The sequence below is a fragment of the Pseudomonas tremae genome, from assembly GCF_001401155.1.
Taxonomy (GTDB): domain Bacteria; phylum Pseudomonadota; class Gammaproteobacteria; order Pseudomonadales; family Pseudomonadaceae; genus Aquipseudomonas; species Aquipseudomonas tremae.
Genome location: NZ_LJRO01000384.1, coordinates 192,779 through 216,417, shown reverse-complemented (window position 1 = coordinate 216,417; position 23,639 = coordinate 192,779). Strand labels below are relative to the sequence as shown.

The following is a 23,639-nucleotide window of genomic DNA, read 5'->3' as shown; positions in this document are numbered from 1 at the left end:
GCCCTGCGCGCAGGGCATCTGGACGTTGCGGCCAATCTGGTGCAGAACCTTTCTGAAGAACAACTGCTGGCCGAGCAGAATGTCGGCATGTTACTGCGTTGGAAAATGGACCTGCCGGATGAGCTGCTGACCAGTACCCCGCGCTTGATCGTCCTTTACGCATGGGCGCTGGGGCTGGCCTGTCAACTGGATGCTGCCGAGGAACTGGCCAATCAACTGAGCCGGTTTCTACCTGCGCCTTCGGCAACTGCTCAAAAATCGATGCTCGCTCAATGGCTGGCCCTCAGCGGTGTCATTGCGCGGGGACGCGGCGACAGTGAGCAGGCCGGACGCTATTGCGCCGAAGCCTTGCTGAGCCTGCCTGAAAAACGTTACGGACAGCGATTGGTCTGTCTTTCGACGTTGGCCAACCTGGCGGTTGCAGAGGGCGACCTGTGGCGAGCGAGGGTGCTGAACCGAGATGCGCTCGAGCTGGCCCAGAGGGTCGCCAATCCGCTGTTCGAAGCCCTGGCGCATTATGACCGCGCCAGAGTCCTGCAGGCCCGGGGCGAGGTACTTCGCGCGCTGGAGGAAGTTCGGCGCGGTCTGCAGCGCCTCAAAGGGCTTTCCACTGTGCGCTTGTATGCCGTGCGTGCACGCCTGACGCTGTATGAAGGCTATTTATCGACACTGCGTCTGCAGGTTAGCGAAGGGCGGGTATTGTTACTGGCCGGGCTGGCCGAAGCGCGTGCCTGTCGAGACATCAGTGTGCTGATAGGGCACTGCGTGATTGCCACAATGGACGGTTGCGATGGCCGGTTTTCCGAAGCGTTCGCCGAACTGGCCGAGGCCGAGCGGCTGATGCACATTTGGGATGTGCCGCCTGTCTACTACCTGGCCATGATCACGCTGGTCAAATGCGAGCTGTGGTTGCTGCAGGGACGTAGTGACTTGGCCGAGGCGTGGCTGCTGCGTCTGACCCAGACCTATAACGGCGGCCTGGGTGTCGCAGCCCCGGAGTGTCATCCGCAGTTGCCGCAACACATTGAACTGCAGCGTTCCGTGCTGGAACGAACGCAGGGCGATAGTGTTACCAGCGAACAGCGCTTGCAGGCACTTGAGCAGCGTGCGCGGTGCGTGGGTGCGCAACTGCTCGAGTTGATCGCCATGACTCAGCAGATCGACCTTTTGCTGGGTCAGTCGCGTCTCGACGAGGCTCGGGGGTTACTGCTGCGCTGCCTGCATGCGGCTGCCGGTGGGGCGCTTTTGCCGTTCAGAACGCTGCTTGGCGAACATGCCCAGTGGCTGCACGAGCAGTTGCTGCAAGCGCCGCCTTGCAAAGTGCGCAATGCGCTGCTGGAAAAATTCCCTGCGTGTTTCATACCGCTGACGCCTGAGCCTGCTCATGGCAGCGACTGCCTCAGCGTGCGTGAACTGGGTGTGCTGCAATTGATTGCAAAAGGTTGCTCGAATCAGGAAATCAGCGAGCAGCTGTTCATTTCCCTGCACACCGTCAAGACTCACGCCAGCCACATCAACAGCAAACTGGGGGTCGAGCGGCGCACACAGGCGGTGGCGCGGGCGAAGATTCTGGGCCTGCTAGGGTAACGGACGGTCGGATCAGCTTGGGCTTCCTGCCCACATTGCATCAATGTTCTTCAGCCCCCAGTCAGCGGGCAACTCGATTTTAACGATCACGTCGTGTTCTGCGGGGTCCTCCAGATCAAGAATCTGTGCCGCAAAAGTCTTGCCGGTATGAGCTGACATGAACACCTTCACGATCGGCTTCAGCAAGGACTGGCCGCTCTGGTCGATCACTATGCCCAGACGTCCGCTTTCCAGTCTCACCAGCGTGCCGACAGGGTAGATACCCACGGTCTTGACGAAGCTTTGAAATACCGCTTCATCAAAGTGGCCTTTCCAGGTGGCCATCTGGCGAATCGAATGGGCAACGCCCCAGCCTTTTTTGTACGGGCGTTCTGAGGTGATGGCGTCATACACATCGCAAACCGCGCCCATACGCGCAAAAATGCTGATCTGATCGCCTTGCAGGCCGTGTGGGTAACCTGTGCCGTCGACTTTTTCATGGTGATGCAGGCACACATCCACCACCGCTTCCGCGACCGGTTGACTGTTGTTGAGGATGCCCACACCCAGTTCCGGGTGAGCCTTGATAAGCTCGAATTCTTCATGGGTCAGTCGCCCGGGTTTGTTGAGCACGTCCGGGTCAATCATCATCTTGCCGACATCGTGCATCAGACCGGCCACGCCCGCCTGACGTATCTGTTCGTCCGGCATGCCCATGCGCCTGGCCAGTGCGACCATCAGCGCGCAAACGGCCACTGAATGCATGTAGGTGTATTCGTCGGCCGTCTTCAGGCGCGACAGGCTGATCAGCGCATGGGGGTGACGCAAGATGGAGCTGGATATTTCTTCGACCAGCAATTGCATGTTTTCTGCGTTCATCGCCTTGCCCATGCGGGCTTCGGTGAACATGTGCATGACCGCGTCTCTTGCCTTTGCGCAGATCATCCGGGCGCGCAGCACCTCCTTGTCGAGGCTGACCGGGTCGGTATCAGACACAAATGTCTCAAGCTCGGAAGAACCGCCGGCGGCAGGTGGCTCGATGACGCGACATTTACCGGTTTCTATCCAGACTTCCTTGGTGCCCGAGGCTTTAATGCGCTTCAACACCTCGGGATCATCGAGCATGACGTCGACCAGACTCGTCCAGAAAGGGTCATTGGTCAATCGACGGCAGAATTTGTGAATGTGCATGCCCAGAACAAGCTGGCTAACGGGAATTTTTTTCAACATGATCAGGGACCCGCGTGCAGAGGCATGAGCGTGCAAGGTGCGACACAGCGTGTATGCAACCGACCGCCGGAGGGTGTGCGCAGTGTGTGCCCGTTATGGATAGACATGATTTCACCTCACCGAGTGCACTGATCATGACGATCTCAAAATGCCAGTATACGGGGCGGTCAGGTAAAAAATCATGTCTATTTACGGCCTGCCGATCACTCCTCGAAAGCTTCACATTCTGCGCAATGTAACGCCACGCGCGCACGTCTCTGAGATGGCATGCTTGCGCAAATGTCCTGGTCTCTGACTGGCGCCCCGATCCCTGATGACCAGCACTTCGCTGCTGCCAATAGGGGCCTGAAAGCCCGTACGGCGGGCGGTTCAGCCGGGGTTAAGGAATTTTTGACAGTTGGCATGCTCTAATCCGGTTACCAGCGTTCGTCAAAACCAGGAGCTCCTGAATGTTTACCTCGCGTCGTTTGATTATTGTTGCCACTGCCGTTGCCATGCTTTCGGGCTGTGCGACATCCAACCCCTATGACAATCAAGGACAGGCGCAAAGCTCCGGTGGCATGAGCAAAACAGCCAAATACGGTGGGCTTGGCGCATTGGCTGGTGCTGTCGCTGGCGCGGCCATCGACCACAACCATCGTGGCAAGGGCGCATTGATCGGCGCCGCTGTTGCGGGCGCTGCTTCCGCAGGTTATGGCTATTACGCAGACAAGCAGGAAGCTGCATTGCGTGAGAGCATGGCCAATACCGGGGTAGAGGTGCAGCGTCAGGGTGACCAGATCAAGCTGATCATGCCGGGTAATATCACTTTCGCGACCGACTCTTCGGCGATTGCCAGCAGCTTCTACTCGCCGTTGAACAACCTGGCGAGCTCGCTGAAGCAGTTCAACCAGAACAACATTGAAATTGTCGGCTACACCGACAGCACCGGTAGCCGTCAGCACAACATGGACCTGTCACAGCAACGTGCCCAGAGCGTGGCTACCTACCTGACATCCCAAGGCGTCGATCAAACTCACCTTTCAGTGCGCGGTGCAGGGCCTGATCAACCGATCGCCAGCAACGCCGACGTCAACGGCCGCGCCCAGAACCGCCGCGTAGAAGTCAACCTCAAGCCGATCCCTGGCCAGCAGTACTGACACGCGCCGCTGCGTTCGCCTCAGAGCGGACGCAGCGCCTCTGTAATTGCAGCCTCTCGCGGAGCACGGGCCGGTTCAGGCCTACACTCAGGGGGCGGAGTGCTCTTGGTGACGCTCTACGTCACACGTCTGCGCCGCGATGCTCTGGGTACTGCTCGTGCAGCCTGTCCAGCAGTCGGTCTTTTTCTTCCCACAATGCATTGATCCACTGCTGGAATTCCAGACGGTACTCGCCATCCTGGTCGTAGTTTTTGCCTAGAAACTCCTGCGGAATTTTGATTTCTTCGAAGTGGGCGACGACTTCCTTCACGTTGCCGCACAGCAGATCCCAGTAACCGGGTTGTCCGCCGGGGTAGTGGATGGTCACGTTGATGATCGATGCCAGCTGTTCGCCCATCGCATCAAGCACAAAGGCAATGCCGCCAGCCTTCGGTTTCAGCAGATGACGGAAGGGCGATTGTTGCTGCGCGTGTTTGCCGGCTGTAAAGCGTGTGCCCTCTGCAAAGTTGAAAATCCCTACCGGGTTATGACGAAACTTCGCGCAGGTGCGGCGGGTGGTTTCCAGGTCTTTGCCTTTCTTTTCCGGGTGCTTGGCCAGATACGCTTTGGAGTAGCGCTTCATGAACGGAAAACCCAGGGCCCACCATGCCAGGCCAATCACCGGCACCCAGATCAGTTCCTGTTTGAGGAAGAATTTCAATGGGCGGATGCGCCGGTTGAGTACGTACTGCAACACCATGATATCCACCCAGCTCTGATGGTTGCTGGTGACCAGATACGAGTGCTGGTAATCCAGCCCTTCCAGGCCGCTCAGGTGCCAGCGGGTGTGGCAAAGCAGTCTGATCCAGGCATTGTTGGTGCCGATCCAGGTTTCATGGATGTGGCTCATCAACCAGTCGGTGAAACGCTGGGCGGCGGAGAAGGGCAGGCAGAGCTTGAAGATGGCGACCACGAACAGCACCGAACAACAGACGATGGTGTTCAGCGCCAACAGCAGCGAAGCAATGACGCCGCGCAGTGGGGCAGGCAGGAAATCCATGACAGGCAGTGCTCCGGAAGTTGTCGAGCGCCGCAGGCTGTCCTGCGGCATCTCGGTGTGTATCAGGAAAGTGTGTCGGCCTGTATGGCCGTCAGTGCGATGGTGTAGACGATGTCATCAACCTGCGCGCCGCGGGGCAGGTCGTTCACCGGTTTGCGCAGCCCCTGCAGCATCGGCCCAAGGCTTACGCAGTCGGCACTGCGCTGAACCGCCTTGTACGTTGTGTTGCCGGTATTCAGATCCGGGAACACGAAGACATTCGCGCGTCCTGCCACCGGGCTGTCCGGCGCCAGTTGCCGGGCGACGTCTTCATTGGCTGCGGCATCATACTGCAGAGGCCCGTCGATCAGTAGATCACGGCGGGTTTCCCGTGCCAGCTGAGTCGCTTCACGGACCTTCTCGACCTCTTCACCGCTGGCCGAGTTGCCGCTGGAGTAGCTGATCATCGCCACGCGCGGCGAGATGCCGAACGCGGTCGCCGAGTCGGCACTTTGCAGGGCAATTTCGGCCAGCTCGCTGGCACTCGGGTGCGGGTTCATGATGCAGTCGCCATACATCAGCACCTGCTCGGGAAACAGCATGAAGAACACCGAGGAAACCAGCGTGCAGCCCGGTGCGGTCTTGATCAGTTGCAGGGCCGGGCGGATGGTGTTTGCGGTGGAATGAACAACGCCTGACACCAGCCCGTCGACCTCGTCGAGCGCGAGCATCACTGTGCCTATCACCACCGGGTCTTCAAGCTGTTGCTCGGCCATCGGCGCGTTCAGGCTCTTGCTCTTGCGCAGTTCCACCATCGGCGCCACATAGCGCTCGCGAATCACCTCGGGGTCCAGAATCTCGAGCCCTGGCGGCAACTCGATACCGTGCGCCCTGGCCACCGCCTGCACTTCCTCGGGCCTGGCCAGCAACACGCAACGAGCGATACCGCGGGCCTGACAGATTGCTGCAGCCTGAATGGTCAGCGGTTCGTTGCCTTCCGGCAGGACGATGCGCTTGTTGGCCGTCTGTGCGCGCTGGATCAACTGATAGCGAAACACAGCAGGCGACAGCCTCAGCTCGCGCGGGGTGCCGCAACGCTGGTGCAGCCAGCCGGCATCCAGATGGCTGGCGACGAAATCGGTGATGTTTTCCGCGCGTTCGCGGTCATCGATAGGGATTTCCTTGTTCAACTGATTGAGGCGGTTCGCCGTGTCATATGAGCCGGTGCTGACAGACAGCACCGGCAGACCGGCCTGGAGCGCGCCCCGACACAGTTCCAGGATGCGCGGGTCGGGCAGGGTATCGCTGGTCAGCAGCAGGCCCGCCAGCGGGACACCGTTGATGGCCGCCAGACTCACGGCCAGAATGATGTCGTCGCGGTCGCCCGGCGTGACCACAAGCACACCTGGCTTAAGCAGCGGGACGGTATTGAGCACGGTGCGCGCGCAGATAATGATTCTGGACATGCGTCGCTGGTCGTAGTCACCCGCGTTCAGTACCTGCGCGCCGAGCAGTTCGGCCACGTCGCGGGTGCGCGGTGCATTCAGTTCGGCGCGATAGGGGATGCAGCCCAGCAGCCGGAAATCGCCATTACGCAGCAGCGGCGAGTGGTCTTTCAGGCGCGCGGCGAAAACTGCCATGCTCTCGTCCGTGCGGACTTTGTTGAGGATCACGCCAAGCACCTTCGGGTCCTTGGGACCACCAAACAGCTGGGCCTGCAGTTCGACCCGCCCCGAAAGCTCGGTCAGCACTTCGTTTTCCGGTGCCGAAACCAGAATGACTTCGGCATCCAGGCTCTTGGCCAGGTGCAGGTTGACCCGAGCGGCGTAACTGGCGCTGCGAGTCGGCACCATGCCTTCGACGACCAGCACATCCTTGCCGACAGCTGCCTGTTGATAAAGATTGATTATTTCTTCGAGTAGCTCGTCCAGTTGACCGTCACCCAGCATGCGCTCGACATGCGACAGTGCCAGAGGCTTGGGCGGCTTGAGCCCATGCGTTCGGGCCATCAGTTCGGTCGAGCGCTCTGGCCCCAAGTCACCGGGGTGCGGTTGGGCAATCGGTTTGAAAAAGCCCACTTTCAGGCCTGCGCGCTCCAGGGTGCGCACCAGGCCGAGGCTGATGGAGGTCAACCCCACACCAAAATCCGTGGGGGCGATAAAAAACGTCTGCATACGGGCTTCTCGATTGGGCAGTGCAAGGGGCGCAGCAGATATGGAACAGCGGCTGGCCAAAAAAGTCTGGAAATCGTCTGGTGCGAATTCTCGTCGGCAAGATTATCGTTATCTGCGGCATTCGCACACTGCCGCATCGCAAGGCCTGCCAGTCACCTGTCGCTGCGCACCGGGTACTGGATCGGAGCAGGCACCTGCCAGCGTTGCGACTGAAGTTGGCGCTGCATATGGCAGCAGGACAGTAGCGCATTTCAGCAGGCTTGCTCGTCCTGTCTCCAATCGAAAACAGTTGAACTTTCCAATCCGGGCCGTCCGTCAGAGTTGCGTTCGCTTTCGGGCGATGGCTTGGTTAAACTTGATCATTCTTCAATCTTAAGCAAAAGGTCTTGTCCCCATGCCGATCGCCGCCAATAAGGCTGTCTCCATTGACTATACCCTGACCAACGACGCTGGTGAGGTCATCGACAGCTCTGCCGGTGGTGCGCCGCTGGTTTACCTGCAAGGTGCAGGCAACATCATCCCGGGCCTCGAAAAAGCCCTTGAAGGCAAGGACGTCGGTGACGAACTGAAAGTTGCCGTCGAACCAGAAGATGCCTACGGTGAATATTCCGCCGAACTGGTCAGCACCCTGAGCAGCAGCATGTTCGAAGGTGTCGACAAACTGGAAGTCGGCATGCAGTTCCATGCATCGGCACCCGATGGCCAGATGCAGATCGTGACCATTCGTGATCTGGACGGTGATGATGTTACCGTTGACGGCAACCACCCGCTCGCTGGTCAGCGCCTGAACTTCGACGTGAAGGTCGTGGCCATTCGCGACGCCAGTGAAGAAGAAATGGCTCATGGCCACGTTCACGGTGAAGGCGGCCATCAGCACTGATTTTTGCTGTCAGGCTCAGGTCACTGAAAAGGCGCCCTGGCTGTTCTGCGATGACGATTTCGTTACGCGTTCGGCCAGGGTGCCTTTTAAAGTTGTGGCCGAGGGCTACTTGTTTCAAAAGAGGTTCTCATGAGTGCTTTTCACGACATCAAATTGAAGGCGCTGGGTGGTCAGGAACTGCCACTGGCTGATTTCAAGAACAAAGTTGTTCTGGTGGTCAACGTTGCCTCCAAATGCGGGCTTACACCTCAGTACGCGGCGCTTGAAAACCTGTATCAGCAGTACAAGGACAAGGGGCTGGTGATATTGGGGCTGCCCTGCAACCAGTTCGCCGGACAGGAACCGGGTACCGAGCAGGCAATTGCCGAATTCTGCCAGCTCAACTATGGCGTGACCTTCCCGTTGGGCGAAAAGCTCGAAGTCAACGGGCCAAATCGGCATTCGCTTTACCGTTTGCTGGCAGGCGAGGGGGCCGAATTTCCAGGGGATATCACCTGGAACTTCGAAAAGTTTCTGGTTGGCAAGAATGGTGGTGTCAGCGCACGTTTCTCGCCACGCACACCACCAGACGATGCTGCCGTGATCCAGGCGATCGAAAAGGCCTTGGCGCACAGCTGAATACCTGGTCGGGAAGGCAATCCTGCTCGCCCGACTGACCTACTCATACCGGTCATACCGGCTTCTGAACCAAAATCATCTAAATCAATAGTACTGGGCCACTGCATACGCCCAGCGATACCCTGCGCGTCTTACTCTGGCGCGTTCCGCTGGTAGTCATAGACTCTTTTCCCCTTGGAGTTCCGCATGTCGGCAGAAGCCTTGTTCACACCTTTTCGTCTGGGCAGTCTTGAGTTGTCTTCAAGGGTGGTGATGGCGCCGATGACCCGGTCGTTCTCGCCGGGGCATGTGCCCAATTCCGATGTGGTCGAATACTACCGGCGTCGAGCGGCGGCAGGGGTTGGCCTGATCGTGACCGAAGGCACGACGATCAATCACAAGGCTTCCAACGGCTACCCGAACGTTCCGCAGTTTTTCGGTGAGGCGCCCTTGGCCGGCTGGAAAAAAGTGGTCGACGCTGTCCATGCCGAGGGCGGCAAGATCGTACCGCAGCTCTGGCATGTGGGCGCGGTTCGTCGTCTCGGCACAGAGCCGGATGGCAGCGTGCCTGCTTATGGACCGATGGAGAAAATCAAGGACGGTCAGGTACTGGTGCATGGCATGAGCAAACAGGACATCGATGAAGTTGTCTCTGCTTTCGCCCAGGCGGCAGCCGATGCCAAGGCTATTGGCATGGATGGTGTGGAGATCCATGGCGCTCATGGTTATCTGGTTGATCAGTTCTTCTGGGAGGGCAGCAATCAGCGCGCTGATGAGTACGGCGGCAGCCTGGGCGACCGTTCGCGTTTCGCCATCGAGCTGATCAAGGCCGTGCGCGCGGCTGTAGGGCCTGATTATCCGATCATCTTCCGTTTCTCACAGTGGAAGCAGCAGGACTACACCGCGCGTCTGGTGCAGACACCTGAAGCGTTGGGCGAATTTCTTCAGCCATTGTCTGAGGCAGGCGTGGATATCTTCCATTGTTCTACCCGACGTTTCTGGGAGCCTGAATTCGAAGGCTCCGAATTGAATCTGGCAGGCTGGACACGCAAGCTGACCGGCAAGCCGACCATCACCGTTGGTAGCGTAGGGCTGGATGGCGAATTTCTGCAGTTTATGGTCAACACTGACAAGGTCGCCCAGCCAGCCAGTCTCGAAAACCTGCTTGAGCGGCTGGGCAACGACGAGTTCGACCTGGTGGCGGTAGGGCGGGCGCTGCTGGTCGACCCGGACTGGGCCGTCAAAGTCCGCGACGGGCGTGAGCAGGACATTCTGCCGTTCAGTCGAGAGGCACTGACGACACTGGTCTGATACTTTTCCCGCGCACCGGTCTGATCTCTTTGGTATTTGCGCTTGGGCATGCCTCGCGCAATTGTCGTTCGAACTGATCGATGATAGCCGTCCAGCCTTGGCGGCTAGCATGCTGCCGTGCATTCAGGCGCACTCGGCGCAGGGTTTCGCTGTCTTCAAGCATCCAGCGGGCGGCGTCTATGAATGCGGCCTCGTCGCCCGGCATCGCCAACGCGCCGTTATGCCCATGACGAATGTGCTGCCCGGCAGCCGCTTCGTCATAAGCCACGACACCCAGCCCTGACGCCAGCGCTTCGAGCACCACATTGCCGAACGTTTCGGTCAGGCTCGGAAACAGAAACATATCACCCGAGGCATAGTGCGTCGCCAATACTTCTGCGCGTTGAGTCCCGCAGAAAATCGCGTCGGGTATCTGTTGTTCGAGCTGGGCACGCTGTGGTCCATCGCCGACCACGATCAGCTTGAGAGTGCGCTGCGGGTAGCTTTCCTTGAGCGCTTCGAAGCTGGCCTTGAGCAAGCCCAGGTTCTTTTCCGGCGCAAGACGCCCGACATGCAGGACTCCCACATCGTTCGCTTGCAGCCCCCAACTGTCGCGCAGCGTCTGCGAACGCCTCGACGGGCTGAACAGCTGGCTGTCCACGCCGCGAGATAACAGCTCTATCCGCTCGAAGCCGCGACGCTCAAGCTCGACTTTCTGGCTGATACTCGGCACCAGCGTGACGCGCGAACGGTTGTGGAACCAGCGAAGGTAGTGCGTCAGCAGGCGGGTTATGAAACCCATGCCGTACTGTTGAGTGTATTGCGGGAAGTTGGTGTGAAAACCGCTGATTACCGCAATCCCCAGACGCCGCGCAGCCCTCAGCGCCGATAGCCCCAGCGGGCCTTCAGTGGCGATATACAACACGTCAGGCCGACGCCGCTGCCAGCGCCGCAAGAGCTTGTGCATCGAAGACTGACCCCATTGCAGCCCTGGGTAGCCGGGTATCGGCCAGCCCCGGCACAACATCAGGTCGTCGGCCGCGCCAGAAAGAAGCTCTTCACTCTGGCGTGGGCGAACCAGCTCGACCCGGTGCCCGCGCAACCGCAACCCGTCACAAAGCCGCCCCAGTGTATTGGCAACGCCGTTGATCTCGGGAGTGAAGGTTTCAGTGATAAGGGTGACATTAAGAAATTGGCTCATGAGAGCAGTTTCGGCTGGTTATATTTCGGTTATGTGGCGGTTGTGTGATGGATTGGTGATGGGGCGTTGGCAAGAGGGTTAAGCTGGTTTAAAACTGCGCTGAATAGCTAACAGGGAAAAATAGTGGCTGTAAATGGCTTTCTATAAAGTCCACGATTGGTTTTGGTGGTGTCCTACAAATATTTAAATGCTTTCCTAAAGGTATGTAGTTCGCTTGAACAGGTGTTGATATTATCCGTCTCCCTAGTAATGTCTGGTCATCGAACTTTGTGGTTCGTTACTTTCGAACTGGAAAGACTGATTTTTCAGTTGCTCTTGCGTACCAAAAAAATTGGGAAAATAAAATAAAATTCAACACTAAAAAGTTGGAGCGGGTTCGTTCGGCCTCAGGAATGGCTTTGGCGCTTTTAGCCTGTTCAAATCTTGCATTGGCTGGGAACTATCAATCATCGGTCGCTCTGCCGGTTATTCATTCAAAGGGCTACCTTCACACTGCCGAGCTGCCAGTGAGCAGGCATGCGCCTGCGGCGGCAGCGATCAAAAATGTCAGTTGGAACTGGAACGTGGCGGGTTGGCCTCAGCGGCTTGAGGTCCATTTGTGTCAAGGGGACAGCTTGTGCTTGAACGTCTCACGCCAGCGAACGGGCTCCACAGCGTTTTTCGATAATCAGTTGGCAAGTCGCAAGTTTTATTACACGATGAAGATTGGAAATGCAGGAAGGGTCCCTGTAGCTGGACAACAAGGACGAATCACTGTCGATTGGTGATTCTTCAAAGTTGCCCTCCCCTCAGGAGGGGAGGGCACTCATGCTACCAATTTGCCATGTCTCGGAATGCTTCAGGAAGAGCGTCATTAAAGTTTAATATTTTCTCAAGAATTTTAGCAGCAGGCGTACCTTTCAAGTATTCCTCTTCATAAAGAGTTGTTCTCTCTCTCTGCATCCAGCGCTCTGTTTTCTGGAAGTAAGCGCTTGACTCGGGTGTCACGATTTCTCCAGTGGCACAGTAACGAATGACAGGATAATCAGATAGATCCACACCTTCACCATTCAATGAGTTGTGAGCATATTGCTTGGCAAGGAAGCTTGCTTCATTTGGGTTGTTTTCAGCTTGTGCCATCAGTTTGTGCCTGAGCTCTCCCCCTCGGAAAATTGTCTTTCCGCAATGGGGCGTCTCTTTATCGTGGATGGCTTTTTGGAGCGCGTTAGCGAAGATTCCAGGTGTCGATGTGGTGGTAAGTGATGTTGTTTTTTGGCGTATCCCCAACGGTGTAACATTCAGAAACGGCGTGGGACTACTGCAGGTCATTTCAGCGTTCCTCTTTTGCTTTCCATTGCTGCGGGCATAGGAAAGAAGTCTTTGTCCTCCACAGCGGATCTGCGTTGGCTGATATCCATGGTATTCATGAAGCGAGTCGAGCGCGGCGTCGCTGGCTTGCCGAGTGCTGCGGGATCTGCAACCGAAGATTTTTCCTCTTCCTGAGCGTGTCTATCTCTCAATATCTGAGCAAACCTATCTGATCGCGATTGCGGGATGGTCTCGAGACCGGCAGGTCGGGTGGTGTTGATTGTGTTGATTGTGTTGATTGTGTTGGCTGTTGCAATATTTACGGTGTTTTCCATTGTTCTACAGCTCCTGTTGTTTAGAGGCAATAGAGCAAGCGCAATGCCAATATAGATAATTGGTTGAGTCCTACACACTTGAGTCAAGCGGGAGGGATGCTGATTTAGTTAGCCTACAGAAACGGACTACATAACACTTTTTGAAACGCTGGCAACGTTTGGTCTTTAGCGGCAACAGTTTGCCGGCAGCCATTTATTAGCTTTTGGCTTTGATTGTGAGACTTGGAGTTTTCTTTTGTAGGAAACGTCTTTATGTTTATCTTTTTTGCAGGGTTTCTGTTGGTCTGATAGAGTCGGCCCCTTTTCAGAAGGACATAAAATGTCGGATTTAATGTATGCACCCCCCAAAGCCAGTCTGGATAAGGATGAATCGGACAGTGCCGGCCCAGAGTTTTATGTCGTGTCGTTACAGAAATTTCTCATTCTGTATTTTTTGACATCCGGTTTTTACGCGACTTACTGGTTTTATAAAAACTGGTCGCTGAACAAGAAGTTTTTGGGCAGTAATGTGTGGCCCGTGGCGCGTGTTATGTTCGCCGCTATTTACGCTTTTCCACTGTTTCGTAATGTGGATAGAAGTCTGCGGCGACAGGGGCTTGGTCACATGGCGTACTGGCCGGTTAGCGCTTCGGTGTTGCTTGCCTTGACTATTGCGGGAATCCTGCTGGCGCAGGGTGTGTCAGGGAACTTGCGATTTGAGCTGGTCGGTGGCTGGCTGGTATGGGTCGTTCTGTTGGCCACTGCGCAGACGCTTAATATGATGCTGGTGCAGTCAAAGATAAATCTCGCCGCGCATGATCCGGATGGGAGCAGCAACTCAAGATTGACACTTGCCAATGGATTGTGGATTGTTATCGGATGTGCCATATGGTTGGTCAGTATACCGACCTATCTTTCCGCTTCTACTTTAGGTTAGACAGTTTTGATACCAGAAGAAGTACCGGACAGCTAATCCATTAGCTGTCCGGTGCTCTTTCAGGCGTTGTCGTCACTCGGCCTGTCAATCAGAACGATCAGCCCAGGTCGTTGACCAGTTGGCCGATCAATTCGCCTACCTTGGCCAGATCCGGTGCAGCCAGGCGATGTTCGTCAGCATACGAATAAGCGACGCTGAACAGACCTGCTGTGCGGGTGGAATAAGACGGAGCGTCTTTTTCGAAAACGCGAGCGATTGCTTCGGCAGTCAGGGAATTGGAGCTGATGACAATGCGCTCTTCGGGGTCGTTTACGCCGTTGATGTAAACGTTGTCCGGATTGATCGACCATTCGGCCAGTTCAATTACCAGAAAAGCACGAATCTTTTCTTCGACTGTTGCGTTTTCGGCGGCAAATGCAGCGGGGTTTACCGGGGTGTTCATGATTTAACTTCCTTGTTAAGTTCATGTGTCGCATGTTCTATGGAAGCGAGCTTCACATGAACGGGTTGGTTGAGGCCCTATTTAGCCCCGGTCGCCAGTGCTGTGTGCGGTAAATAGTTATAGCGCATGAATTTTTTTGCCCTTCAGTCAAGCCGGGCGCGCGGTGCACGCCTCGGCAAGTCTGCATTCAGCCGCGTGCGTGTGTCACCGGCAGTGCATCGGCGCCGCGTTCACGCACCCAGAACAACGTGGCGCCTGCCACTGCGGCGGGCATCATCAGCAGGTTGACCACCGGGATAAGCAAAGCGACGTAGACGATGCCGCCGAAGCTCAGGCTCTGCCAGCGTTTGCTTTTCAGCCAGCCGAGCATCTCGTTCCAGCCCAGTTTGTGGTTGTCGGCCGGGTAGTCGATATACTGGATCGCCATCATCCATACGCCGAACAGCAGCCACAGCGGTGCGGCGATAATGTTGGCCACCGGAATAAATGACAGGATGAACAGCCCGAGCATGCGCGGCAGCATATAGCCCAGCTTGCGCGCTTCGCGGGCCAGTGTGCGTGGGACCATTGCGACCAGTTCGGCCCAGCTGAAGTCCGGCGATTCATCCACGCCGCGAATCACGGCTTCGACTTTTTCAGACAAAAATCCGTTGAAAGGCGCGGCTATTATATTGGCGACCATGGTGAAAGTGAAAAACACCATCAGCAGTACCAGCGCCACGAACAGTGGCCAGAGGATATAGCTGAGAAAACTCAGCCAGTGAGGCAGGGTGGGCATGAATGTATCGACCCACAGCTCGAACTGATGCACCGCCAGGTAGATCAGGCCGCAGAACAGCACCAGGTTGATGCTCAGCGGCAGCAGGACAAACAGGCGCAGGCCGGGACTGAGAACCAGTTTCAGGCCTTCCCTAAGGTATTGCGGGCCGGACAGGGCAGGAGCGGGCATGGCAGCCTCCGAATGCTGAAAGGCGTGACCTTACCGGCTTTGTGATAGCCGTGAAAGAGCTGATAGATGTTGACGGTCAAGACCGTTCGCCGCGTGTAGCGCGCGTCGCGAGTACGAGTGCCCACGCGAGTACACTCTTGTCTGCCGGTCGCTCTATAGAAGTGACCTATGGGGTGGATTGTGAAACGATATTTCCTTAACCTCTGCTACCCCGATAGGCTTGGCAGCAATTTCAAGACTTGTCTCAGGAGTCAGAACTTTCAGGACCTGCCGGGTTGATGCACTTCCCCAAGTGTTTCGGCAGTCCTTTTTTATCCAGCGGTACGACCGCGGCGTTATACAGCCGGTCGACAGGAGTGTGTCATGTCAGACGTACGTCATTCCCGAGTGATTATTCTCGGCTCCGGCCCTGCCGGTTACAGCGCGGCGGTTTATGCTGCCCGCGCCAATTTGAAGCCACTGCTGATCACCGGCATGCAGGCTGGCGGTCAATTGACCACGACCACTGAAGTCGACAACTGGCCGGGTGACCCCCATGGCCTGACCGGCCCCGCGCTGATGGAGCGCATGCGCGAACATGCCGAGCGTTTCGAGACCGAAATCGTCTTTGATCACATCAATTCCGTGGACCTGGCCGGCAAGCCCTTCAGCCTGCAAGGTGATAGCGCAACCTATACCTGCGACGCACTGATCATCGCCACAGGCGCAAGCGCTCGTTATCTGGGCCTGCCTTCGGAAGAAGCGTTCATGGGCAAAGGCGTTTCCGCCTGTGCGACCTGTGACGGTTTCTTCTATCGCAACCGTGAAGTGGCCGTTGTCGGCGGCGGCAATACCGCCGTGGAAGAGGCCCTGTATCTGGCCAACATCGCCAGCAAAGTAACGCTGGTTCACCGTCGTGAGACGTTCCGTGCCGAGAAGATCCTGATCGACAAGCTGCACGCGCGTGTTGCCGAAGGCAAGATCGAACTCAAGCTCAATGCCACGCTGGATGAGGTGCTGGGCGATAACATGGGCGTGACTGGTGCGCGTCTGAAAAACAATGACGGTAGCAGCGACGAATTGAAAGTCGACGGTGTATTCATTGCAATCGGCCACACGCCGAACACCTCGTTGTTTGAGGGGCAGTTGGCCTTGAAAGATGGCTACATGGTTGTGCAGGGTGGCCGTGAAGGCAATGCAACTGCAACCAGTGTCGAGGGTGTATTCGCGGCAGGCGACGTGGCTGACCACGTTTATCGCCAGGCGATCACCTCTGCCGGTGCCGGTTGCATGGCTGCACTGGACGTCGAACGTTACCTGGACGGCTTGGCCAACGTTTCGTTTTAATCAGCCATACTTGCCGCACATGACTCGCATGCCAATGCTCTGCATTGGCATGCATCTGGTTGGGCTGCGTGTCACAGATCTACGTCGCGTCGCGCGTCCCAGTCTGGACATTCCCACCCTGAGGGTGAGGAACGATAGCCATGGGGCTCCGATCAAACCTTGCGCTTGAGCGGCTCGCCTGCAAATTGCACACCCGCCAAACCCTTCGCGATCAGCGCACGGATGTTGCCGTGATCGCTGTCTTCCGGCGTCGCTTGTACCGAGCGATAGTGTTCGCCAAATGCCAACAGCGCTTCCTCATCACTCAAGCCTTCCAGTAACGCCAGGCCCAGTGTCTTGCATGAACCTTCGTTCTGCCCGGCAGCGTTTTCAACGTCGCCATTTTTGAAAGGCTGAGGCTGGTAATCGTAGCCTGCTGAAATAAATGCCAGCGTGTCAGCAAACATGTGTTCGCCGCTGTGCAGGCTGGCACGCAGGGTGTTCAGATCAGTCATGTCTGGTTTCCTTGGCAAACGCGGCCTGCTGTTCGGTGCTGGCTTCTTTCTGGTACTGGGCTTTCCATTCGCTGTACGGCATGCCGTAGACCACTTCGCGAGCATCGTCGAGGCTGATGTCGATGTGTTTTTCATCGGCAGCGGCCTTGTACCATTTGGACAGGCAGTTACGGCAGAAGCCGGACAGGTTCATCAGGTCGATGTTCTGGACATCCTTGCGGCTGTCCAGATGTGCGACCAGTCGGCGAAAGGCTGCGGCTTCGAGTTCGAGGCGTTCTTGTTCGGTCATGACGGGCTCTGTTCAGTCAGTAAGTCGCGTCATGATAAGAGTTTCAGCGTTGACCGGCGAGCGTGATCGACACCGATTCGGCGAAACGCAGGGCATGTGGCTTGTCGACTTCCACTTCGGCGTAGATAACCGCCTGGTGGGTCATCACCAGGTCCAGCACTTCCTGCGTCAGTCGTTCCAGCAATGCAAAGCGATTGCCCTCGACATGCTGAATGATGGCTTTGGTGATCGTGCGGTAGTTGAGCGCATGCTCGATATCGTTATCGCGAACAGCTTCCTGTGCCGCGTAAAGAATCGTCAGGTTGATCAGCACGTCCTGCTTGTTGACGATCTCGTCCTCGTTTATACCGATATAGGTACGCAGGCGCAGGTCCTTGACGCGGATGCGGGCGGTGCCGGGCTCGAGTCTTGCCATTATTGTCTGCTCCGTCCGATCAGTTGCAGAAACTCCATACGGGTGGTGCTCGACTCGCGGAAGGCGCCCAGCATGACCGAAGTGTTCATGGTCGAATTCTGTTTTTCCACGCCGCGCATCATCATGCACATGTGCTGGGCTTCAATGACCACCCCTACACCTGCTGCGCCTGTGACGTTCTGAATGGCATCGGCAATCTGCTTGGTGAGGTTTTCCTGGATCTGCAGGCGCCTTGCAAACATGTCAACGATACGAGCGATCTTCGACAGGCCCAGTACCTTGCCGGTCGGAATATAGGCCACATGCGCCTTGCCGATGAAGGGCAGCAGATGGTGTTCGCACAGTGAATAAAGCTCGATGTTCTGGACGATGACCATTTCATCGTTGTCGGAGGCGAACAGCGCACCGTTGACGATTTCTTCGACGCTCTGGTTGTAGCCGTGACACAGGTATTGCATCGCCTTGGAAGCGCGCTTAGGTGTGTCCAGAAGACCTTCGCGGTCCGGGTTTTCACCCAGTCCGAGCAGAATGTCCCGGTAATGCTGTGGCAGTGATGAACTCATCAGAAGGTCCTCGGGGCGGCTTACTTTACGTGCCGTCCGCCGTTTACGGTCAGTGTTGTGCCGGTGACATAAGTGCTGTCCAGAAGGTAGCGCAGGCTCTGGTAGATCACTTCTGCACCAGGCTCTATGCCCATGGCCGATTTGGCCAGGGCGTTGGCGCGGTAGGCCGCATCGTCCTTGGGTTGGAACATCAACAGCGCCGGAGCTATGCCGTTGACTTTGACAAGCGGGGCGAACCGGGCGGCGAAGGACAGCGTGAGGCTTTCCAGCCCTGCCTTGGTTGCGCAATAGGCAATGTGCTTGCTGCTGCCCTTGCGAGTCACGTCATCGCTGATATGCACGATGTCGGCAACTTCGCTCGCGGTGAGCAGTGCCTCGCAATGAAGATTGATCAGATAGGGCGCCAGCATGTGAACACTGAACATCCGGGTAAAGTTCTCGGCTTCGTCGCCCGGTGCCTCTGCCAGCCACTCTGACGCGTTGTGCACGATCGCGCGCAGGCTGGAGGTGTGCGCCTTAAGCAACTCGATGAAGGCCATGACCCCGGCTTCGCTCGAAAAGTCGCCATGGATCGCCACTGCACCTGCCTGACGCAACTCGGTCACGCTTGCGTGCTCGGTGCGATAGCTGATGATCACCCGATGCCCATGCTCCAGAAGTCGCAGCGCACAGTGCTGGCCGACACGCTGGCTGGCGCCGGTAATCAGGATGGGTGCAGAAGATAATGGCATCGACAGCTCACGTATCAGAGGTCCGGGAAGGACGCGGGTTTTACGGTCGATTGTGTCTTCCGGTTGAGAGGCAAAGTTATACCAGAGAATTTTTTTGTACAACCCTGCCCAACATTAAACTCGCCCACAACGCTGTCCAGACCTGCTTGCCGTCCGCTTATCGAGTGGGGAGAGCCTGTTCTGAGCAGATCAAGACCTGTACCTGAGCACGGAGCGTGTACAGGTCTTGAAGGGGGGCTATCGAGGGGAGGGTGACTGCGTTGACTGTGCAGGCGATGCAGGCGTGGTGTGCAACCAGGAGGCGAGCAGGCGTGTGGACAATGGAATAAACAGATAGACCATCAGCGGGGTGAGCACCGCCGTGCTGATCATGATTCGCGGCAACAGGTCCAGATGGTTGAGCAGCGGACCCAGCAGAAAGTTGAAGATCAACGACACCGGAAAGAACGCCAGCCAGATAGCCACGGCCTGCTTCCAGCGTGGCGGGCGCTGATCGACCGCGCCGAACCAGCCATCGATCCCGCTGACCCGGTGCTCGGAAGGTTGTGCAAACAGGCCGCTGCCGCGCACCAGCCAGGAGCGCCGAGAGGCTGAATGCTCCCAGGCGTGCATGGTGTGCTGATCGGTGAAGCGGAAAATGATCTGAAATTCGTCATCTCCGGGCGGCGGCGCTAACACGCCTGACCCCAGGTAGCCTGGAAAATCCGTAGCTAAAAGCTCGCCTTCATGCAGCCAGGCCATCATTTCCTGGTAACGACCGTGCGCGACCCGGCGGGCAACCATCAAGGTGACGGGTGAGGTAGACATCGTGTATCTCCGGTAGAGGCGTGAGGTTCCCGGGTAGGGAGGTCACATGCCGCGATCCGGGGTGGTGGGTCGCGACAGCTTCACTGAAAAGCAAGCAAGGATTATTCCTGAAACCACGCTGTACCGGTAGCGCTTCGACACATTGACGTTTACTTGTGCAGAGAGGGGTGTTTACGGCGATGCTCTTGCAAGATGTACTGGCGCAGACGCTCGCCATCTTCCTTGCCATGTTTGCTGAAGTGATACGCGCCGAAATTCGTGTCGATCATTCGTTCAAGCTTGCCGCGCATCGGAATCGGCGACTCACCCTCAGGGTTGAACCAGGCCGAAAAATTCCTCGGCAGCTTGCCGTCTTTCCGGTACTCGAGAAGAACCCCCTTGAATGACAGCTCGTTAACCCAGAGTGCCGTCTGCGAGCCCTTTGCTGTTTCAAGCGGTACAGGTTCCGACAGCACGAGGCGCCAAGGACGAATCTTCGGGCCTTCCTCGAAAATGCTGGGCGCACCCAGTTCGAGGTGCAGCGCATGAAACTCGTCTTCCACCAGATGCAGCGGAAAATTCATCTGCTGGTTTTCGAACTGTGCGTGAATCGTGACCTGTTCATGTGCTGCGAGCCGGGTCAGCAGATCCTGGATCTGCACGCCGCCATTGACCAGCAGGCTGCGCGTGCTGTCTCGCACGTTTAACTGCGGGTTACGCTGCATGCTCTGAATGAAATCCAGTTCAGCCTGGGTGAGAAGTGAATCGGGTTGCATGACGGTGCTCGGTCTAACCGGTTATTGAGAACAAAGACCATTGTTTCCGCAAAGTGTTTCAACCGCTGGTCATTTTTTCGAATTTCAGCATTTCTGTTGCTGGGCGATAGCTTCGGGGCAACAGAAAAATCAGACGGCATTCTAAGGCATAATGTTTCAATTTTTTAAGCTGCAAAGGAATAGCCATGAAAATCGCCGTCGTGTGTGGATCCGTCTACGGGTCGTCCGAGGAAGTCGCCAGGCATGCAGCCACGCTGTTGCGGGCCGCTGGGCACGAGACGCTGGTAAACCCCCGGCTTGCGCTGCCGGACTTGCTGACGTTCGGACCGCAGGCTGTGCTGGCCGTGACCTCGACCACTGGTATGGGAGAGTTGCCCGATAACCTCATGCCCCTTTACGTGCAACTGCGTGATCTGTTGCCTGCCGCTTTGCGTGGCTTGCCAGGCGGCGTGATCGCGTTGGGTGATGCCAGTTATGGCGACACTTTCTGTGCCGGCGGCGAGCAGATGCGAGAATTGTTCGCTGAACTGGGCATTGTCGAGTTGCAGGACATGCTGCGTCTGGACGGCAGCGAGAGCGTCACCCCTGAAACCGACGCTGAACCCTGGCTGGCAGCGTTCATTGAGCTTCTTGGCTGAAGCCATCCCGCTCCGTTAGCAAAGATGATTCAGTACAGCGTGTGTTGATTGTGGCGTGCCCTATGGGAGCTGTGCGGGATATATCTGTCAGCCTGCCGTCCATGATCAATACGTGCCTGTTTTCTGACTGCCTGTGTTAAATGAACACTGTTTATAGGAAGCTTTACTTATCCATGTAAGAAGTGTCCTATGGCTATGTAGTCTTTGTATGGATTTGTCTTTGGCTATCAACTAAGTTCGCCCCACTCCGATATGAGTCTTGTATGCATTCATATCGGAGTTATCACATGACAAGATCAATCTGGGGTGAGTTTCCACAGCTGACCTTTGCGGAGCCGCCTGCGAGGATCACGCTGAAGAAGGCGGAGGCACAGGTAGGGAAAGTACTGCAGGACATAGGCGAGAACTCGTTAGCGCTTAACGCTCTGGCCATGGAAAAACGCAAGATGAAGCCTTTGTTCAAGGGCTTTAACCCCGAGCAGATAACCCCTAAAGACCTGAACAGAGCCGGCATGATTCTGTACAAGTTTGGCATGATCGACAATCATACCGCTGAACTCTTTAGCCGAACCGGCGACGAGTTCGACAAGAGTGGCAAGCTGGTCGACGCCAGTAAAGAGATCAACGCCGTGGAGTTTTTTGCCAAGCAGATTATCGAAATGAAAGAGCGGGTATTGGGCGGCGACCCCTACGCCAAGCTATTACTGCCCGATTACATCAAGGCCATTCATATCATGCAAAACCTTCAGGCTTTCGCTGAATCAGGGGACAGTCGTGAAATGCTCAAGATAAAGGATATGGAAAAGAATGGGCTGGTGAAAAAGACCCCTAATGCCAAAGGGTAAGTGATGATCAAAACCCGCAGCCATAAAAAAGGCCGCTGCATGGATACGCAGCGGCCAAACAAAACGCAGGATCAAGGGAGCTTGCAAATCCACGTCTATTTCAACGTGCGCAGGGTAACTGCCTGCATGCTTTAGAAAAATCCCTGCGCAGGATATGCAGCGTTACTGCGCAGGTAACAATCGTCGGCGGGCTGCACCCTTGGGCATCAACTAGCCGCCATGCTCAGGCTGGAGGAGGTGCCAGTTGTTCTGAAAACTCTTGATCCAGCACACCGATGCGCTGCTCATCCGGCCAGAACAACGCGGCTTGTCCGCAGACCTGCCCCTGTGTGTCCAACAGGGTCCACACCACGCCGGCGTAGATCATGAACGGTTTATTATCCGCATCCACTCGCCAGCCGCTGTAGCCATCGGCGATGCCGTTGGCGGTCACTTGCTCCAGCAATACCTGTCGCGCAGCGCGATCGAGCTCCGAAGCGCTGAAGCGTGAGGGCATGCCGATGAAGCTCTCGCGCGGGTACTTGAAGCATTGCAGTGCGCATTCGTTCACGTAGGTAAAACGCGGGTCTGCGGCGCCGTCATGGGCCAACAGGCTGTAGGGCGCCTGGGTATGCAGCCAATTCAGGCGTTGTTGCGGGTCCAGTTGCCCAGGCGAAGGCAGTCCTTGGCCGGTCCAGTGTCGGTAGCTTTCATCGATCACGTTTATGAAATGTTCTTGCAGGGACACACATCACCTCGCATCGTCAGTCGGAAACGTTTGCCCGTCAGCAGCGCACCCCGGCCACCGCGCCTATTTAGGCCAACGGCGGGATGGTCATCATGGGCTTCGGGCGGCAATTCTACTCGCGCCGACTTTTCAGACCAATCTAATGAACGCTGCGCCTCGACGGCAACTGGCTGAGACGCTCTGTCAGCCTGAGCCGCTGGATCGGATCTTCGCTGAGCATCAATGCGTGTTCCAGATCGAAACGCTCGGCCTGCGGGCACTCGAGGAGATTGTAGAGGGTGGCGCGGGCCAGATGATCACTGCTGGTTGCCTGCCCCAGTTCGATGATTCTGTCAGCGTCCTTGAGCGCCGCGACAGGGTTGTCATTGATCTGGTGCAAGTGCCGCAGATTGCGCGATAGCCGCTGCAACATGTTGACCGGCGTGGCGCGCACCATGTGTTCGGCACGCAGATGCATGGTCGGACCGAATTGTCGAATGAGCAGTTCGCGACAGTCTGCGGGGTAGAGCCTGCGTCCACCACAGGGGTCAAGCAGATGGTCGGCGCCGGGCACGCGCAACAGGAAATGTCCCGGGAAGTTGACCCCTTCCAGCGGGATCTCGAGCCGTCGTGCTATTTCCAGAGTGATGAGTGCCAGCCCGAGCGGCTGGCCTCGTTTGCGCAGCACGATTGCATGCAGCAACGCCGCTTCCGGCCTGGGCGGGTTCCAGTCGTCCTGTTGAAAACCCAGCGCGGCGAGCTGTCTCAGCAGTGGTTGCGCCAGTTCAGATGCCGGCAATACCGGCAGTGCCGCACCGGCCTGGCGCTGCAGATGGTCCAGCTCGCCCATCACGTCTTGCCGTGCAAACTGCGCGTCATGTTCTGCCGAGACCCACAGCGCGGCATCAAACACCGCAGGCGGCGTTCGTTGCAGACAAGCCAGGCAATGCTGACGTGGAGTCATCGACCACTCCGTAACCGACGTTCGAGCGTTGAGTTCAGAGACTCTTTTTAGCCCTGTATGCAGTTTTCGTCCAGCGCCGCCT

At 56.9% G+C, this 23,639-nt stretch carries 29 protein-coding genes; 11 read left to right on the top strand and 18 right to left on the bottom strand.

Annotated features, from left to right (window positions below; translation table 11 throughout):
- On the top strand, positions 1–1,587 hold a 1,587-nt coding region (locus ALO43_RS22260; protein ID WP_217999786.1), incomplete at its 5' end, for a helix-turn-helix transcriptional regulator.
- Between the two features lie 12 nt (positions 1,588–1,599).
- Here ALO43_RS22260 and ALO43_RS22255 read toward each other — a convergent pair.
- Positions 1,600–2,796 (bottom strand): HD-GYP domain-containing protein, encoded by a 1,197-nt coding sequence (locus ALO43_RS22255; protein ID WP_053931902.1) that lies wholly within the window; start codon positions 2,794–2,796, stop codon positions 1,600–1,602.
- A gap of 449 nt (positions 2,797–3,245) precedes the next feature.
- On the opposite strand from ALO43_RS22255, the gene ALO43_RS22250 reads away from it, so the two are divergent.
- Complete coding sequence (locus tag ALO43_RS22250; protein ID WP_024670446.1) at positions 3,246–3,935, top strand: OmpA family protein; 690 nt, start codon at positions 3,246–3,248, stop codon at positions 3,933–3,935.
- Between the two features lie 121 nt (positions 3,936–4,056).
- On the opposite strand, the gene ALO43_RS22245 is transcribed toward ALO43_RS22250, so the two are convergent.
- Both ALO43_RS22245 and pta read right to left on the bottom strand, forming a co-directional pair.
- Positions 4,057–4,974: an acyltransferase gene (locus tag ALO43_RS22245; protein ID WP_024670445.1), complete on the bottom strand. Its 918-nt coding sequence runs from the start codon at positions 4,972–4,974 to the stop codon at positions 4,057–4,059.
- A 62-nt stretch (positions 4,975–5,036) separates the two neighbouring features.
- Complete coding sequence (pta, locus tag ALO43_RS22240; RefSeq protein ID WP_005891247.1) at positions 5,037–7,127, bottom strand: phosphate acetyltransferase; 2,091 nt, start codon at positions 7,125–7,127, stop codon at positions 5,037–5,039.
- 80 nt (positions 7,128–7,207) lie between these two features.
- Between pta and ALO43_RS30405 the strand changes: the two genes are divergently transcribed.
- The 4 genes from ALO43_RS30405 to ALO43_RS22225 all read left to right on the top strand — a co-directional run bounded on the left by ALO43_RS30405 (position 7,208) and on the right by ALO43_RS22225 (position 9,915).
- Positions 7,208–7,372: a hypothetical protein gene (locus ALO43_RS30405; RefSeq protein WP_155495993.1), complete on the top strand. Its 165-nt coding sequence runs from the start codon at positions 7,208–7,210 to the stop codon at positions 7,370–7,372.
- A 149-nt stretch (positions 7,373–7,521) separates the two neighbouring features.
- Complete coding sequence (locus ALO43_RS22235; protein WP_005891250.1) at positions 7,522–8,007, top strand: FKBP-type peptidyl-prolyl cis-trans isomerase; 486 nt, start codon at positions 7,522–7,524, stop codon at positions 8,005–8,007.
- 129 nt (positions 8,008–8,136) lie between these two features.
- Positions 8,137–8,625: a glutathione peroxidase gene (locus ALO43_RS22230; RefSeq protein ID WP_054998060.1), complete on the top strand. Its 489-nt coding sequence runs from the start codon at positions 8,137–8,139 to the stop codon at positions 8,623–8,625.
- 186 nt (positions 8,626–8,811) lie between these two features.
- Positions 8,812–9,915: an NADH:flavin oxidoreductase gene (locus ALO43_RS22225; RefSeq protein WP_005891256.1), complete on the top strand. Its 1,104-nt coding sequence runs from the start codon at positions 8,812–8,814 to the stop codon at positions 9,913–9,915.
- Here ALO43_RS22225 and ALO43_RS22220 read toward each other — a convergent pair.
- On the bottom strand, positions 9,884–11,095 hold the full coding sequence (locus ALO43_RS22220; protein WP_005891257.1) for a glycosyltransferase family 4 protein: 1,212 nt from the start codon (positions 11,093–11,095) through the stop codon (positions 9,884–9,886). The genes ALO43_RS22225 and ALO43_RS22220 overlap by 32 nt on opposite strands.
- Positions 11,096–11,364: 269 nt before the next feature.
- On the opposite strand from ALO43_RS22220, the gene ALO43_RS29425 reads away from it, so the two are divergent.
- A complete protein-coding gene (locus ALO43_RS29425) occupies positions 11,365–11,862 on the top strand; it encodes a flagellar protein FlhE (protein WP_235662555.1) in 498 nt (165 codons plus the stop codon).
- Positions 11,863–11,905: 43 nt separating this feature from the next.
- On the opposite strand, the gene ALO43_RS22215 is transcribed toward ALO43_RS29425, so the two are convergent.
- Complete coding sequence (locus ALO43_RS22215; RefSeq protein WP_054998059.1) at positions 11,906–12,403, bottom strand: hypothetical protein; 498 nt, start codon at positions 12,401–12,403, stop codon at positions 11,906–11,908.
- Positions 12,400–12,717 (bottom strand): hypothetical protein, encoded by a 318-nt coding sequence (locus ALO43_RS22210; protein WP_054998058.1) that lies wholly within the window; start codon positions 12,715–12,717, stop codon positions 12,400–12,402. The genes ALO43_RS22215 and ALO43_RS22210 overlap by 4 nt, the downstream gene beginning before the upstream one ends.
- Before the next feature lie 319 nt (positions 12,718–13,036).
- On the opposite strand from ALO43_RS22210, the gene ALO43_RS22205 reads away from it, so the two are divergent.
- Positions 13,037–13,633: a hypothetical protein gene (locus tag ALO43_RS22205; protein WP_053931905.1), complete on the top strand. Its 597-nt coding sequence runs from the start codon at positions 13,037–13,039 to the stop codon at positions 13,631–13,633.
- 97 nt (positions 13,634–13,730) lie between these two features.
- On the opposite strand, the gene ALO43_RS22200 is transcribed toward ALO43_RS22205, so the two are convergent.
- A complete protein-coding gene (locus ALO43_RS22200; protein ID WP_024670440.1) occupies positions 13,731–14,075 on the bottom strand; it encodes a hypothetical protein in 345 nt (114 codons plus the stop codon).
- Between the two features lie 187 nt (positions 14,076–14,262).
- A complete protein-coding gene (gene cysZ, locus ALO43_RS22195; protein WP_005891265.1) occupies positions 14,263–15,024 on the bottom strand; it encodes a sulfate transporter CysZ in 762 nt (253 codons plus the stop codon).
- 363 nt (positions 15,025–15,387) lie between these two features.
- On the opposite strand from cysZ, the gene trxB reads away from it, so the two are divergent.
- Positions 15,388–16,350, top strand: a complete 963-nt coding sequence (trxB, locus tag ALO43_RS22190) for a thioredoxin-disulfide reductase (RefSeq protein ID WP_005891266.1) — start codon at positions 15,388–15,390, stop codon at positions 16,348–16,350.
- 152 nt (positions 16,351–16,502) lie between these two features.
- On the opposite strand, the gene ALO43_RS22185 is transcribed toward trxB, so the two are convergent.
- The 8 genes from ALO43_RS22185 to ALO43_RS31770 form a co-directional block, all read right to left on the bottom strand.
- Positions 16,503–16,844 carry a HopJ type III effector protein gene (locus ALO43_RS22185; RefSeq protein ID WP_024671369.1) on the bottom strand — a complete coding sequence of 114 codons (342 nt, stop codon included), beginning with the start codon at positions 16,842–16,844 and terminating at the stop codon, positions 16,503–16,505.
- Positions 16,837–17,133 (bottom strand): DUF1244 domain-containing protein, encoded by a 297-nt coding sequence (locus ALO43_RS22180; RefSeq protein WP_005891268.1) that lies wholly within the window; start codon positions 17,131–17,133, stop codon positions 16,837–16,839. Before ALO43_RS22180 ends, ALO43_RS22185 begins: the two co-directional genes overlap by 8 nt.
- 43 nt (positions 17,134–17,176) lie before the next feature.
- Positions 17,177–17,548 carry a dihydroneopterin triphosphate 2'-epimerase gene (gene folX / locus ALO43_RS22175; protein WP_005891269.1) on the bottom strand — a complete coding sequence of 124 codons (372 nt, stop codon included), beginning with the start codon at positions 17,546–17,548 and terminating at the stop codon, positions 17,177–17,179.
- Complete coding sequence (folE, locus tag ALO43_RS22170; RefSeq protein ID WP_005891270.1) at positions 17,548–18,111, bottom strand: GTP cyclohydrolase I FolE; 564 nt, start codon at positions 18,109–18,111, stop codon at positions 17,548–17,550. Before folE ends, folX begins: the two co-directional genes overlap by 1 nt.
- 20 nt (positions 18,112–18,131) lie before the next feature.
- Entirely contained in the window at positions 18,132–18,842 is a 711-nt protein-coding gene (gene folM / locus ALO43_RS22165) for a dihydromonapterin reductase (RefSeq protein ID WP_005891271.1), read from the bottom strand.
- 237 nt (positions 18,843–19,079) lie between these two features.
- On the bottom strand, positions 19,080–19,649 hold the full coding sequence (locus tag ALO43_RS22160) for an antibiotic biosynthesis monooxygenase (RefSeq protein ID WP_024671368.1): 570 nt from the start codon (positions 19,647–19,649) through the stop codon (positions 19,080–19,082).
- A 149-nt stretch (positions 19,650–19,798) separates the two neighbouring features.
- Complete coding sequence (locus ALO43_RS22155) at positions 19,799–20,404, bottom strand: hypothetical protein (RefSeq protein ID WP_054998057.1); 606 nt, start codon at positions 20,402–20,404, stop codon at positions 19,799–19,801.
- A 58-nt stretch (positions 20,405–20,462) separates the two neighbouring features.
- On the bottom strand, positions 20,463–20,591 hold the full coding sequence (locus ALO43_RS31770) for a hypothetical protein (protein ID WP_268811973.1): 129 nt from the start codon (positions 20,589–20,591) through the stop codon (positions 20,463–20,465).
- Between ALO43_RS31770 and ALO43_RS22150 the strand changes: the two genes are divergently transcribed.
- The gene (locus tag ALO43_RS22150; protein ID WP_054998056.1) at positions 20,590–21,042 is read left to right on the top strand and encodes a flavodoxin; all 453 of its coding nucleotides are present in this window, start codon (positions 20,590–20,592) and stop codon (positions 21,040–21,042) included. The two genes, ALO43_RS31770 and ALO43_RS22150, sit on opposite strands and share 2 nt — an antisense overlap.
- A gap of 287 nt (positions 21,043–21,329) precedes the next feature.
- A complete protein-coding gene (locus ALO43_RS22145) occupies positions 21,330–21,887 on the top strand; it encodes a hypothetical protein (protein WP_054998055.1) in 558 nt (185 codons plus the stop codon).
- Between the two features lie 223 nt (positions 21,888–22,110).
- Here the strand turns inward: ALO43_RS22145 and ALO43_RS22140 are convergent, their stop codons facing one another.
- Both ALO43_RS22140 and ALO43_RS22135 read right to left on the bottom strand, forming a co-directional pair.
- Positions 22,111–22,614 carry an MEKHLA domain-containing protein gene (locus tag ALO43_RS22140; protein ID WP_005891283.1) on the bottom strand — a complete coding sequence of 168 codons (504 nt, stop codon included), beginning with the start codon at positions 22,612–22,614 and terminating at the stop codon, positions 22,111–22,113.
- A 139-nt stretch (positions 22,615–22,753) separates the two neighbouring features.
- Entirely contained in the window at positions 22,754–23,557 is an 804-nt protein-coding gene (locus ALO43_RS22135; protein ID WP_005891285.1) for a SirB1 family protein, read from the bottom strand.
- Positions 23,558–23,639: the final 82 nt, after the last annotated feature.

Coding starts and splice junctions, on each gene's coding strand:
- ALO43_RS22255 (WP_053931902.1), bottom strand. CDS start 2,796: ATGTTGAAAAAAATTCCCGTTAGCCAGCTTGTTCTGGGCATGCACATT.
- ALO43_RS22250 (WP_024670446.1), top strand. CDS start 3,246: ATGTTTACCTCGCGTCGTTTGATTATTGTTGCCACTGCCGTTGCCATG.
- ALO43_RS22245 (WP_024670445.1), bottom strand. CDS start 4,974: ATGGATTTCCTGCCTGCCCCACTGCGCGGCGTCATTGCTTCGCTGCTG.
- pta (WP_005891247.1), bottom strand. CDS start 7,127: ATGCAGACGTTTTTTATCGCCCCCACGGATTTTGGTGTGGGGTTGACC.
- ALO43_RS22235 (WP_005891250.1), top strand. CDS start 7,522: ATGCCGATCGCCGCCAATAAGGCTGTCTCCATTGACTATACCCTGACC.
- ALO43_RS22230 (WP_054998060.1), top strand. CDS start 8,137: ATGAGTGCTTTTCACGACATCAAATTGAAGGCGCTGGGTGGTCAGGAA.
- ALO43_RS22225 (WP_005891256.1), top strand. CDS start 8,812: ATGTCGGCAGAAGCCTTGTTCACACCTTTTCGTCTGGGCAGTCTTGAG.
- ALO43_RS22220 (WP_005891257.1), bottom strand. CDS start 11,095: ATGAGCCAATTTCTTAATGTCACCCTTATCACTGAAACCTTCACTCCC.
- ALO43_RS22215 (WP_054998059.1), bottom strand. CDS start 12,403: ATGACCTGCAGTAGTCCCACGCCGTTTCTGAATGTTACACCGTTGGGG.
- ALO43_RS22210 (WP_054998058.1), bottom strand. CDS start 12,717: ATGGAAAACACCGTAAATATTGCAACAGCCAACACAATCAACACAATC.
- ALO43_RS22205 (WP_053931905.1), top strand. CDS start 13,037: ATGTCGGATTTAATGTATGCACCCCCCAAAGCCAGTCTGGATAAGGAT.
- ALO43_RS22200 (WP_024670440.1), bottom strand. CDS start 14,075: ATGAACACCCCGGTAAACCCCGCTGCATTTGCCGCCGAAAACGCAACA.
- cysZ (WP_005891265.1), bottom strand. CDS start 15,024: ATGCCCGCTCCTGCCCTGTCCGGCCCGCAATACCTTAGGGAAGGCCTG.
- trxB (WP_005891266.1), top strand. CDS start 15,388: ATGTCAGACGTACGTCATTCCCGAGTGATTATTCTCGGCTCCGGCCCT.
- ALO43_RS22185 (WP_024671369.1), bottom strand. CDS start 16,844: ATGACTGATCTGAACACCCTGCGTGCCAGCCTGCACAGCGGCGAACAC.
- ALO43_RS22180 (WP_005891268.1), bottom strand. CDS start 17,133: ATGACCGAACAAGAACGCCTCGAACTCGAAGCCGCAGCCTTTCGCCGA.
- folX (WP_005891269.1), bottom strand. CDS start 17,548: ATGGCAAGACTCGAGCCCGGCACCGCCCGCATCCGCGTCAAGGACCTG.
- folE (WP_005891270.1), bottom strand. CDS start 18,111: ATGAGTTCATCACTGCCACAGCATTACCGGGACATTCTGCTCGGACTG.
- folM (WP_005891271.1), bottom strand. CDS start 18,842: ATGCCATTATCTTCTGCACCCATCCTGATTACCGGCGCCAGCCAGCGT.
- ALO43_RS22160 (WP_024671368.1), bottom strand. CDS start 19,649: ATGTCTACCTCACCCGTCACCTTGATGGTTGCCCGCCGGGTCGCGCAC.
- ALO43_RS22155 (WP_054998057.1), bottom strand. CDS start 20,404: ATGCAACCCGATTCACTTCTCACCCAGGCTGAACTGGATTTCATTCAG.
- ALO43_RS22150 (WP_054998056.1), top strand. CDS start 20,590: ATGAAAATCGCCGTCGTGTGTGGATCCGTCTACGGGTCGTCCGAGGAA.
- ALO43_RS31770 (WP_268811973.1), bottom strand. CDS start 20,591: ATGGCTATTCCTTTGCAGCTTAAAAAATTGAAACATTATGCCTTAGAA.
- ALO43_RS22145 (WP_054998055.1), top strand. CDS start 21,330: ATGACAAGATCAATCTGGGGTGAGTTTCCACAGCTGACCTTTGCGGAG.
- ALO43_RS22135 (WP_005891285.1), bottom strand. CDS start 23,557: ATGACTCCACGTCAGCATTGCCTGGCTTGTCTGCAACGAACGCCGCCT.